The following is a 13353-nucleotide window of genomic DNA, read 5'->3' as shown; positions in this document are numbered from 1 at the left end:
TTATGAGGCCACCAGAATTTCATATCCTGCCAATATTCTTGAACAGGATTTCCGTAAACATCAAGAAAATAAAGAATTCCTCCATGTTCTTTGTCCCAACCGCGTTCCCACATGTAATCGAGCATTTTACATCCCAATTCGATCAAATGCGGATCATTGTTTCTGTATTTGGCTTCATGCAAAATAAACCATGCGCCTTCTATTGCATGTCCAGGATTTAAAGTGCGTCCGTCAATGTGATCGATTATAGAACCATCTGGAGCAACTTGTTCCATTACACATTTTATATCGTGTTTTACAAAATCATTTTCAATTTCTGCAATCCATTTTGTGATCCATTCATCGCATCGAGGGTCTCCAATATTTTCTCTCAGCTGTTGTGCTGTATTAATCATAATCATTGGAGAACCAATTCCTTTAGAAGGTCTTGTTGAAGTATATTTTGGTTCTAACAAACCAGGAGTTGTCGTATATTTTATGCACTCTCCAAAAAGATGTCGCGCTTGTTCTGCTGCAGCTTCATCTCCACTTGCTTTGGCATAAGCGCTCATCGCAATTGCTGCAAATGTTTCAGAAAAATAATAACGGCGTTTACGAATTGGGCTTCCATCTTGAGTAACATGAAAAAACATTCTTCCATCTGTATCAAAACAATGTTGATTAATAAAATCGATTCCCGATTTAGCACCATCAAGCCATTCTTGCTTTGGCTCTATTGTATTATAAAGTGTTGCTAAAAGCCAAGCTGTGCGCCCCTGAAACCAAACCGATTTATCTGTATCAATCAAATCTCCAGTTTGGTTCCGCATTAATAAGTAACCGCCATGCTCGGTATCTATAGATCGCGGAAACCAAAATGGCACTGTATTGTTTAGTAATTGGTTCTGATAAAAGTCTTTTAATTCTATTAAATCAGTTTTTGAATAGCTCATTTTTGATATATGTTTTTTATGCCCGAAAATAAATTCAGGTTCAGTTATAGATAGGTGAAGTCACTTTAGCTGAAAAATCAGGTCAGCCAAAGGAAAAATATAGATATAGAGATGCTTTCTAGTTTTTGCTTATAGAATTTAGTTTAAGCTTAAAAGTGGAACATGGGAGACTGGCTTCGTTTACCAAATTTGCTGTTGTATAAGGTTTCCAGGCATAGAAAACTTCATTTACTTTTTCGTCATTCGGAATACTAATCTCGACTTGATCTTTTATAATTTTTGCTTTGGTTTCAATCCGAATTCCTTTATCGGTAACTAATTCAAAACCGATTAGGTCTTTTTTATCTGCGGTGTATAATTGTTTTGCATTCGAAAAAGAAACTAGAATTGCATCTCCTTTTTGAATTGCTTTTAAAGGAATTGGTCCGTTTGCTATTATTTTTTTGCCGTATGTATTTTTTAATGCCAATAGCGCTAATCGCTCTCCAATTTGCCTTTTCTTTACTGGATGAACATTTGTCTCTTCTCCAAAATCCATACTAACAGCCATGCCACTATTAGGAATTTCTTTTTGAATTCTATTTTGTGCATCTCTAAATTCTGGCCAAGATGGTCGATTAATTCCTGATAATTGCACAAAATAAAATGGCAATGAATTTCCCCAAGCGTTTCTCCAATTTTTGACTAATTCTGGCATTAAATGTTCATACAATTCGACATTATGTGCATTGCTTTCTCCTTGGTACCAAATAAATCCTTTTATCGGAAACGCTGTAAAATGCGAAACGCCTGCTTCGTAATTGTAACAAGGATCATAAGGATGGCGCTGTTTTGGGTTTATTGCGTTTTTTAAATTTTCGTCTGCTCTAGAACGTACCCAAGGCTGCAAGAAATCAGATTTTTTCCAATTTGTTAATACGTCTACTACTTTATCGTCATGCTCCAAAGTATATCTCTCAAACCAAGATTCTATTGGAGAACCGCCAACGGCAACTTCTATTAATCCAATTGGAATATTTTCTTCGCGAATAATGTTTTGACCAAAGTAAAAGGCAACTGCCGAAAAATCTTTGGCACTTAAAGAATCGCATGTTTTCCATTTTCCAGAAAAATATTTCAACTGATTTACTTTTTCTAAAGTAATCGAGTCAAAAGCTTTTTCGTTTGTTTCTTGAATAGCTTCAAAATTGAATAATCTAAGGTTGGTATTCTCAGCCGCTTTCTTTACTTCAGAGATTCCATTTTCAGATTTTTTTAGAGGAAAAGCCATATTGGATTGTCCTGAACAAAACCAAACATCTCCAATTAAAATATTTTTTAAAGTGATTTTTTTATCTAAAGTTGAAATTGAAATTTCGTGAATTCCTCCAGATTTCATTGCTGGAAAAATAACTTTCCATTTTCCTTCTTCATTTGTTCTTGCAATTTCTTTTTTATCATCAAAAACTACTTCTACTTTTTCTCCTCCATTTGCATTTCCATAAATTAAAATCGGCTGGTTTCGCTGTAAAACCATATTATCGGTAAAAACAGTTCCTAATTTTAAACCTCCAAAATCTTGAGTAACATTTTCGTAAACTGTCTGTGCTAAGATTTTTGCTCCTTCCTTTGTTGGATGCAATGCATCTGGAAAAAGGTCTGGACGCGAATATAATTTTTCGTGAAGGTCAATTAAATTGACATTGTTGGCTTTTGAAATTTCGCTGATATGCTCCTGAATTTGCCAAAACCAATCTCGGGTTCCCGATTTAAAACGAGGATGTTCATTAAAAATCGGAGTCATACGACAGATAAAGATTTTTACATTCGGATTCTGTTTTCTTAATGCATCAATCAGCCAAAAATAATCGGCATTAAAATCGTCTTTGTAATTAGGCCAGTTCCTCGGATCTGTATCATTTAATCCCAAATGAATAATTGCAATATCCGGCTGATAGGAAATCGCATCAGAGCATTCTTTAGTTTTATAATAAGGTTTACTTCCTTTTTTTAAAAGAGTTGCACCGCTGTAACCAAAATTTTTCACTTCATATTGACTTCCCATTAAAACCTGCAATTGCGAAGGATAAGATTCTGATTGCGGGTTTGCCAACAAATATCCCGCTGTAACAGAATCTCCCAAACAAGCCACTTTTACAGTCGTTTTTTGTGCATTCATTTTAAATTGAATGGCCGTAAAAGCTATTAATAGGAACAGAAATAAATTTCGTTTTTGTGTTCTCATTTTTTCTTCAAATTCTATTAAAATTGAGGAATCATGAGCCGAGCGAAACGGCAAGGCTTCGCCCAGGCTTATAAAACCAAAAAACCTAACTAACAAATCTAATTTTTAAAAAAGGGTAAATAATTATGCTTTAAGCCTCTTCAAAATCGTTTACTTTTGGGCGCAAAAAACTAATTTGTGTTATAAGGGCAATCAGTACGATACCGGCCATCAAAGAAAAACCATAACCCAAATTACCAGTATCGGCTGATTTACCTAACAGAGAGGTGACCAATGCGCCACAGCCAACTCCTGTCATATTTAAAATACCATAAGCCGTAGCCCGATATTTTGAAGAAACAAATTGACAGATAATGGGCATATTGTTTGCATCAAACATTCCGTATCCTATACCAAAACACAAAACTGCGCCAACCACGTGAAGCAAAGAATGCCCAAATCCGATCAACATTAATGCGGGAATAGTTAAGCTTAAACCTATCGCGCTAGTATAAATTCTTCCTTTTATATTTTTTTGAACCCATTTATCTGATAAAATTCCACCGAACACAACTCCTAATAAAGAAGAAAATGAAATTGTAATCGTTGCTAAAGGCCCAGCCTGATCCATTGAAATACCTAAATTATCTGAGAAAAGCGTTGGAAGCCAGTTTTTAGTTGCCCATCCCGGTAAACTTATAATCGCGAAATAGAAAAGAATTACCCAAAAAGAAATATTGGTAAATAATAGGGCTAGACCTTTTAGCAAAGAAACTTTTTCGTGCGTTTTATTAAACTCTGGATCAAAAATCTTTGTCTTTTTCTCAAATAAAAAGAAAACCAAAATGATAGAGTAAACCACGCCTACAATTCCGAAATGATGAAAAGTAGAATGCCAAGAATATCTTGCTGCAATTGTTGCTCCAAAGCCACCTAAAGCCGAGCCAACATAAAGCCCTGTCATGTGGATGCCGATGGCAAGCGATCTTGTTTTTTGTTGATGATAATCGGCAATTAAAGACAATCCTGCCGGAATGTATAAGGCTTCGCTCACGCCCATAATAGCTCTTAACCAATAAATCTCATCATAGGTTTTGGCGTATCCCATTGCATAAGTTACCGCAGACCAAACGAATAAACTCCCGATGATTAGCCATTTTCTATTTAATTTATCAGCGATAATTCCAGAGACTGGACTCATCAAAGCATAAATCCAAAGAAAAACAGCCATCAGACGTCCAAAATTTTCTCCTGAAACTAATTCCGGAATGTCACTTTCCATTGATGGTCTCATGGTTGCGAGCATCTGCCTGTCCATGTAGTTTAATAAAGCTACAATCCAAAGTAACGCGACTACGAGCCAAGGATAATATTTAGAGTTTTTCATTTTTGGTTTTGGTTTCTTTTTGGTTTGTTATTTTCTTAGTTATTTGATAGTGCCTAACATAATATTCGGAGTTCGAATTCCAGGTTTAATTTCTCCATTTGATAAAACAATTTTATCGTTCCAAAGCACTGCTGTTGTTGTTACATGTGCCAGAAATGGCAATTCACCAATTTTTGACCATTTATTTTTTAAGGTATCGTACAATAAAACGGCATTGTAAAATCCTTGATGTGTTGTATTTAAGATATTTTTTTCGGCAATTAATTTTGCCTTTTCTTCTTCTGAAGCTGTCTTTGCAATCTGAGACAAGTAGGTTTCTATTTTATGAAAAGTTTCTCCGTTATCTCCTCCGGTAATAATGATATAGTGTTTCCCAAAAGCGACTCCTGCCCCTGCTGAAAAATTAGTCGTTTTCTTTCCGTCCGTTATAACTGCTTTATTTTCCCAAGCTTGTTTTTTTAAATTGAAAGCAAGCGTGGTATTATGTAAATCACTAATTCCTGAAGCTGTTTTGGTTCTTCCTCCAACCACATAAATACTCAGATCTTCTTTTTCATTCTGGACAACTGCAACTGAATTTGCTAATGCAAATGGCAGTTTTGGTTCCGATTTCCATTCTTGTTTTTCATTGTTTAAATCAATGCTATAAACCAAATCTGAACTTTTTGTTGCTTCATCGCCACCAATAGCATAAACGACATTCTTTACGTTTACAAGCGCAATATTGGTAATCTTGATTGGAAAATCTGGCAATGTCTTTATTTCTACTTCATTTTTATCTGAATTCCATTTTAAGATGTAAGCCTTATTCGATAATCCGTTTTCATTTTCGCCGCCTACGTAAACAATTCCGAAACTTGTAGAAACATTTCCGCAATAAGCAATTGGTTCTGGCAGTTCTATTTTTGATTTCTTATTCCAATCGTATTGTTCTTTATTTTTTTCTAAAACATGAATTTCTTTAGAATAATGCTTTTTTCCTCCTTCCCAAGGCATTTTATCCAGAAAGTTTGCTCCCCCAGCAACTATCAGAACATTATTATCAACGCCATTAATTGGACCCGCAAAGCCACGCGAAAGACTTCCATCTGCATTTTGAAGTTGCGCTGCTTTTTTCCATTCGACTTTTGAAATATTTGTTTTTTGCGAAAAACCAACTGTTACTGACATAATTGAAATTGTAAGGATTAAGAAAGAAAAAGGCTTATTCATAGAGGGTTTGTTTTAAATTAAAACGAACAATTTATTTTGATTTAAATGCGTCGAAATCTAAACCTGCAACATCTTTTTTGAATAATTCAAATTGTTCTGCATTCATGTTTTTGACTGGAAGTCTGAATTCGCCTAAATTATGTCCAACCAATTTCATGTAAGCTTTTCCAACTGAAATTCCGCCATACTTTCCTAAGAAACGAATCATATCTATTGATTTCTGCTGTAATTTTCTAGCTTTCGTTAAATCATTAGCATTAAAAGCATCGATTAAATCATAGTACAATGGTGCAGCATAATTAAAAGTACTTCCAACAGCGCCTTTAGCACCTAAAACTAATGCTGAAAGCATGTTTTCGTCACGTCCCCAAAGCATATCAAATTTTCCATCAGCATAACTCATACAGCTTTGGAAATCCATAAAATCTTCATGCGTATACTTTACTCCAGCAAAATTTGGCAATTTTCCGTCTAAAGCTCTCACTAAGTCAAACATCGGAATATTTACTCCTGTCAAAACTGGAATATGGTAGTAATACAACGGCATGTTTGGAACACTTTCTCCAACTTTGATGCAAATTTCTGCCAGCGTATCTACGTTTCCTGGTTTAAAATAAAATGGCGCAGTTATAGAAACCGCATATAAACCTATCTCATGCGAATATTTTGCCAGTTCGATACAATCTGTTAAGCAAGTTCCACCCAGGAAAACCATTACTTTAAAATCGGCATCGTGATTAGAACAATCTGCCCATGCTTTAGCAACCGTTTTTTTCTCTTCTAATGACATAGAAACACCTTCTCCAGTAGAGCCAATTATAAAAGCTCCTGTAACTCCATTTCTCTTTAAAAAAGAATAATAGGCTGGAATTAAGCTTACATCTAATTTTCCGCTCGCATCAAATGGAGTAAATGGAGCTGAAATAAGACCTTGTAAATGTTCGATTTTCATGACTTTTATTTTTAATTTTTTCGTTTTATCAAACTGGAAAAGTTTTCATTTCCAGTTTGATTTTAAACTTTAGTTTTTTTTATTCTTTGTTTCGTTTAATTGGTATATCCTGGATTCTGAACAATTTTAGGATTGAAATTGATTGTGTTTTGAGAAATTGGAAACAACACTTCTTTCCCTGCCATTGACGGAACTATACTTGTTTTATTAAAACGCACAATATCCCACCATGATTTTCCTTCAAAGGCCATTTCTTTTAAACGCTCTATTAAAATCACATCGTCATTTGCTGCCGGAGTATCATTTGTAAATGAAGCCGATGCGTCAGCTCTTTTCATTACCAAATTCATTTCTGTGGTTGGATCCTGACCTAAAGCGTTTTTAATCTCTGCTTTCATTAATAAAATATCCGCCCAACGGTAAATAATGATATCACTCACAAATCTTCTGATTGTTCCGTCTACAGTTCCGTTGTATTTTACTAAACCTGTAACTACTGGAGTTGTACCGTTATATAAAGTTAAATACGTTGCGTCTTTTCTGGTATCTGTAGCTGCAAAATTGAATCTTGTAATGTCTGGCTGTACTCTCGAAATACCTGCATTTCCTGAACCTGTTCCTAATGTACCGAAAACTGCTGTTGCTTGTGCTGAAGTTAATGGTGCAAAATCACTTGGTCCAACAAACATAAACTGGTTCCAGTTGTCTAATAGTGATGAAGTTAAATCGGCTAATGAATAACGAACTGCAAAAAGTACTTCGGCATTTCCTTTTTTGTCAAAAGCAAAAACATCTTTGAAACTTGGCATTAAAGTCGGTGTCCCTGGAATTGCATTTATTGCTGCCAAAGCATTATTTAAATCTGCTGTTCCTCCGTTTAATTGTTTTGCTGTCCATAAATTCACTTCTGCTTTTAAAGCATAAACTGATGGAAGAGCCAATTGCGTTTTGTTATTGTTTGCATCTGGAAAATTAGCAATGGCCTGATCAATATCTGATTTAATAAATGTAAATGTTTCTTCAATCGTATTTCGCGGAATAATGTATTGCGACTGATTGGTATTTTCTGTTGGTTCTGTTACAATTGGCACTCCTCCCCAAGAACGCGCCATAATGAAATAACATAACGCACGCATTGTATAGGCTTGAGCAATATATCTCTTTTGCTCTTTTACTGTTGATGGACTAAATGTAATTTTTGGCACATATTTTAAAACCAAGTTTGCCGAATGAATTACAGTATACAAACCAGCCCAATCTACATCTATATTTTGTGGTGTAAGATTGTTGTTATAGTAATTTGCCAATGTTAAAGGAGACTGAACTCCACCAGTAATTTCTGCACTTCTTGCTCCTCCTAACAAATAATAATTTTGCTGTGTTTGGATTCTAAAGTTTACATACATTCCGTTTACGCCTGCTTTGGCATCATCTTCTGTTTTCCAGAAACTATCAGATGTAATAACACTATCAGATGTTAATTCTAAATCATCTTGACAAGAATTAAAAAGAGAAAGACTTGAAAAAAGTATTGTGTATAAAAGAAATTTCTTTTTCATGATTTTTTAATTAAAAATTTACAAACTGATATTTAAACCAAGAATAATGTTTCTAGGCACTGGGTAAGTTCCTGTAGAACCAGCTGCGTTTAATCCTAAACTAGATCCTCCGTCAATACCTTGTACTTCTGGGCTTAATCCTTTGTATTTTGTAAAGTAGTATAAATTACTTCCTGTAACATACAGACGAAGTGATGTTAAACTTGCTTTTTCGATAAGTGTTTTTGGAAAACTATAACTGAACGTAATTTCTCTTATGCATAAATAATCTCCGCTTTCGTAGTAACGACTGTTACCTTGGAACATGTTGGTATTATAAGCTGCTCCACTTGCTTCAGATCTGAATAAATTGTTTTGATTTGTTTGATCTGCCCAACGGTAACGAGGAACATCTGTAATATCTCCTTCTTTCTGCCATGCTTGTGCGCTTTCTGCTAATAATCCGTAGTTACCTTGAAACTGACCTAAGAAACGTGCTCTTGCTTCGTTGTAAATTGTTGCTCCTAAAGAATAATCTGTTCTAACTGTTAGAGAGAAACCTTTGTATGAAGTATCAAAATTGAAACCTCCTACGAATGTTGGGAACATATTCCCCATATATTTTCTGTCACGGCTATCAATAATTCCGTTGTTGTCTGTGTCCTCAAATACGGCATCTCCAGCAAACTTTTTACCCTCTGGATTTCCTCCATTTGCAGCAGTTTTTGTTACATAAGTATCATGAACTTTTGCGTTGTATGCATCTGCTTCTGCTTGAGTTGAAAGAATATATAATTGTTTATGAGCGTAGAAATTTCCAATTTTTTGTCCTTCTTGTAAACCTCCTACATATACATATTTACCACTTTTTGCATCCCAGATCTCAGTTCCTCCAATTCTATTATTTCCATTTCCATTAAATGGAAGTTTTTCAACTGTATTGGTATTGTGGGAAACGTTTGCTCCAACATTTACTTTCCAATCATTTTTATTGTAAACATTTGCCTGAACTTCCAGCTCAAAACCTTTACTTCTTAATCCTCCTAAATTGGTCAAAACAGTTGAGAAACCACTATTTGAAGGCAATGTCAGATTTGTCAATAAGTCTGATGTCAATTTATTGTAGAAATCTCCAATAATTCTAATTTTATCTTCGTTTAATCCGATATCAAAACCACCATTTATCGTTTCAGACTGCTCCCATTTTAATCCTGGGTTTGCAATTTGAGAGTTGATAATCGCCGATTGTCCATTATAACTATTAGGAAGTCCGTTTGTAGTTCCTGCATATAATCCGCCTGCTTGGAAATCTCCTAAAGTTCCTAAGTTTCCGTTTACACCATAACTTCCACGAAGTTTAAGAGAAGAAAAGAATTTTGGCATTGTATTAGCCCAGAATTTCTCTTCCTGCATATTCCATCCTGCCGAAATCCCAGGAAAGAACCCATATCTGTTGTCTGGTCCTAAACTTGATGAACCATCGTAACGGAATGAAGCCGTTGCAAAATATCTGTTTTTATAATCGTAATTAACACGTCCGAAAACACTATTTAAAACCAACTTGGTATTGTTACTGTAAACCGAAACTGGAATTGGAGATGAATCTAAAGTCTGCGCTAGATCTGAAGGGCTTCCTTTTCCTGCTGCATTAAAATATTTAATGGTTCTATCGTATTTTGAAACTCCTAGTTTAGCATCAAAGTTTCCAATATTTTCCCAATCTTTTTTATAAGCAAAAACTCCTTCGTATTGCACTTGATAGGTTTGATTGCTCAATCTTGTTGCAGTTCTTGTATTATCAACCAAACCGCTGCTTCCGCTTAAAAATGCCTGTTGAAAAGTATTGTCATTTTCATTTTCACTGTATAACGAAATGGCTGGTGTGAAAGTAAAATCTTTTGCGAGTCTTAATTCACCATCTACGCCCATCTGAAGCTTATCGTTTTCATTTTTCCCTTTAACTTTCCCCATCTGGTACAATGGATTTCCGTTAATGTTGTTTTGTCCTGGAGCTAAAGTTCCGTCTTCTAAATATAGTTTTGTAGTTGGTGAGTTTCCTAAATATCTATTGAAAACTACACTGTTAGCCACAACCTGATTGTTACTTGCTTTTGAGAATAAAACACGTCCGTTAATTGTAAAGTTGTCTGCAACTTTTAAAGAAGCGTTTAATTTACTGGTAAATCTTTGGTATCCTGTGAATATCGTAATACCATCACCTTTTAAATATCCTAAACTCAAATCAAATACTCCTGTGTCTGTTCCGCCGCTAAAACCAAGTGTATGGCTTTGTGTAATAGCATCTTGAAACAAGATATCATTCCAATCGGTACTTTTGTACATAATCGTACTGCTCGGGTTTAAAGGATCTGCAATTTCCTGCCAGCCTTTTGCCTGAAGCGTACTTATAGTTTCTGCTGATAAATTAGATTTTAATAAAGTAGCAAACGGAGTATTATTTTCTAGATTATTTCCTGTACCTGCAGGCGTTGCACCAGTCAATTGCCCTAAACGCGCGATACCTGTTGTTGTAGAAAGTCCTGCAAGTTCTGCCGCATTATACAATCCTTCTCGCTGCATTTTAATGTAATCGCCCCCATCCATAAAATTGTATTTTTTACCAATTCTACTGTTTTGAGTTGAAACATTATAAGTCACTTTTAGTTTTCCTGCCTTACCTGTATTTGTAGTGACAATGATTACACCGTTTGAAGCTCGTGCACCATATATAGAAGTCGCAGCAGCATCTTTAAGCACCTGAAGTGAAGCAATATCTAAAGAGTTAATATCATCAATCTGATTTCTGATAACACCGTCAACAATATATAAAGGAGTTGCACCAGACGGATTATCAATTGAAGTACCTCCACGAACAATTACATTTGAAGCTTTTCCTGGCTGTCCCGAAGAAGTTTTTACAACCAAACCTGTAACGCTTCCTTGTAAAGATTGTGTAACGTTTGAGTAAGGTACATTTTCAAGTACTTTTTTATCCAGTTTAGAAACCGCTGTACTTAAAGTTCTTCTGTTTTGAGCTCCATATCCAACTACAATTACTTCATTCATTTGCTGCCCTATTTCTTTTAAGACAATGTTCAATGGACTTCCCGTAATTGCAACTTCTTGATCTTGTAATCCTATATATGTAACAATTAAAGTTGTTGCATTATCTGGAACTTCAAAAACAAAATTTCCGTCAAAATCTGTTTGAGTGCTTATGTTTGTTCCTTTTGCAACAATATTTACACCTGGTAGCGATTCGCCTTTTTCATTGGTTACTTTACCTGTAACTTTCTTCTGAATTGGGTCATTCTTTTTTACATTTTTATCCGTAAACACAACGCTTTTTTCTGTACTAGCAGACGCTAATTGCATAGTAAAAGCTAAAAGTAACGTAGAAGTAAGTTTAACAACTTTTACGTGTTTAGGAGTAAACCTAAAATTTTTAGGCTTACTTTTAGGCAATAATTTCATACTTTTGTAATGGTTTGGTTAATAAAACTTTGTTAAGGTCAATTTATTTATTTCCAATCAACCGTTCTGATGAAGAACAAGCCAGCAATGTTCACAGCATTGGCTGGCTTTTTTTATGATCAAAAAACAATATTTTTATCCAAATGGTTAGTTTGGTTTTATTCAAATCTTAATTCTAGTTTTTCTTTTGTAAGCAGCCAACTTCTATTGATTAGATGTAAACTTTGCTTAAATATTTTATTATTATTTTGTAAAGATATAAAAATATTTAAAATAACAACTTTAGTTATTAAAATATTTTAATAAGTATGAATTTATTTTTTAAATTAATTATTAATAAGAGGAAACAACAGCTTTTCTTTGATTACACAACAAGCACCTATAACTCCCGCACGGCGCCCCAGAGTTGACTTTTTAAGCTTCATATCACGATTTACTAAACCTAATGAATACTTTTTAAGAGCTGATTGAATTGGCAGAAGTGCATAATCGCCAAGTTGTGCGAAATCTCCTCCAATTACCAAAAGATCAGGGTTAAAGATGTTTAAAAGAATAGATAAGTAACGTCCCATTTTCTCACTTTGCTGTGTTACAAGATCAACACAAAGAGTATCTTCTAAATTTACAGCGCCTGTAATTATTGCATGATGCTGTAAAACTGGCGAGTTATCATCTAAAACAACTTTAGACTGCTTACCTTCTTTTATCGCTTCTTTAAACTGATTAATTAAAGACCAACCCGATATTTCAGTTTCTAGACAGCCTAGTTTTCCGCATTGGCACATTATTTCATTATTAAATATGGTACTATGTCCAAACTCGCCAGAATAACCCGATTTTCCATAATAAAGCTTTCCGTCAGTGATCATTCCTATTGCAACTCCCCAACTATAATTGACAAAAATGATATTTTGCTCATCATCGACAACACCTTCACAATACTCGCCAAAAGCCATTGCACGCGTATCGTTTTCTAAGTGAACTGGAAGATTTAATTGTTCTGAAATAATCTCTGTCAGAGGTCGGTTTTCACTGAAAAAATAGTTATAACTAAAACCTTCCATCGAATTAATTCGGCCCGAAAAGTTAATGCAGACACCAACGATCATTTTCTTTTCTACCAAACTATCTTCAATAAATGAATTAATTAAACTGCAAAATTTAAGAAGAGATTCTTGAGTGTTTTCTAAAGTAAAAGAAGTTCCAAGCTCTACGCTTACCAACTCATTTTTAATATTTTGAAGTCCGATTGACATACTGGTTAACCCAACTTCAACACCTAAAAAATAAGCGCAAGTCGGATTGATACTAAACAGAGAAGGTCTACGCCCGCCGCTGTTAGTAATTTTTCCCATGTCAACAACATAGTTTTCTACTAGCAATTCATTAACCGCTTTGGTTACTGTTGGAACACTTGATTGAAGTTCTGCACTTAATTCGGCAATAGTCGAATTACCTCCAGACAGTAAACGCTTTACAATTGATTGTCGAAGCAGATGCCACTTTTGTTCAGACAAACTTTTGTCTTTACTATTATCTAATAAATCTTTTAAACTCATTGCTTTCCTTATTTGGTTCACAACAAATTTAAATTATTTTTTAAATCAGCATAAAAATACAGTCTTTAATATTAAATTATTTTAAATATTAAAACT

Annotated in this window: 8 protein-coding genes; all 8 read right to left on the bottom strand. The window is 34.6% G+C overall.

Annotated features, from left to right (window positions below; all coding sequences use genetic code 11):
* On the bottom strand, positions 1 to 932 hold a 932-nt coding region (locus B3J44_RS17795; protein WP_286970055.1), incomplete at its 3' end, for an AGE family epimerase/isomerase.
* Between the two features lie 118 nt (positions 933 to 1050).
* The gene (locus B3J44_RS17790) at positions 1051 to 3090 is read right to left on the bottom strand and encodes a GDSL-type esterase/lipase family protein (RefSeq protein ID WP_286970052.1); all 2040 of its coding nucleotides are present in this window, start codon (positions 3088 to 3090) and stop codon (positions 1051 to 1053) included.
* Between the two features lie 196 nt (positions 3091 to 3286).
* Positions 3287 to 4522, bottom strand: coding sequence for an MFS transporter (locus tag B3J44_RS17785; RefSeq protein ID WP_286970051.1), 1236 nt, complete (start codon positions 4520 to 4522; stop codon positions 3287 to 3289).
* Between the two features lie 39 nt (positions 4523 to 4561).
* A complete protein-coding gene (locus B3J44_RS17780) occupies positions 4562 to 5734 on the bottom strand; it encodes a galactose oxidase (RefSeq protein ID WP_286970049.1) in 1173 nt (390 codons plus the stop codon).
* A 31-nt stretch (positions 5735 to 5765) separates the two neighbouring features.
* Positions 5766 to 6686: a dihydrodipicolinate synthase family protein gene (locus tag B3J44_RS17775; protein WP_286970048.1), complete on the bottom strand. Its 921-nt coding sequence runs from the start codon at positions 6684 to 6686 to the stop codon at positions 5766 to 5768.
* Positions 6687 to 6781: 95 nt separating this feature from the next.
* Entirely contained in the window at positions 6782 to 8245 is a 1464-nt protein-coding gene (locus tag B3J44_RS17770) for a RagB/SusD family nutrient uptake outer membrane protein (RefSeq protein ID WP_286970046.1), read from the bottom strand.
* 18 nt (positions 8246 to 8263) lie between these two features.
* A complete protein-coding gene (locus B3J44_RS17765; RefSeq protein WP_286970045.1) occupies positions 8264 to 11698 on the bottom strand; it encodes a SusC/RagA family TonB-linked outer membrane protein in 3435 nt (1144 codons plus the stop codon).
* A 326-nt stretch (positions 11699 to 12024) separates the two neighbouring features.
* Complete coding sequence (locus tag B3J44_RS17760) at positions 12025 to 13257, bottom strand: ROK family protein (RefSeq protein WP_198856573.1); 1233 nt, start codon at positions 13255 to 13257, stop codon at positions 12025 to 12027.
* Between the last annotated feature and the right edge of the window lie 96 nt (positions 13258 to 13353).

The organism is Flavobacterium sp. UBA4854 (genome assembly GCF_002399805.1).
Lineage (GTDB): Bacteria > Bacteroidota > Bacteroidia > Flavobacteriales > Flavobacteriaceae > Flavobacterium > Flavobacterium ginsengisoli.
This window is presented reverse-complemented; position numbering and strand designations above follow the sequence as displayed.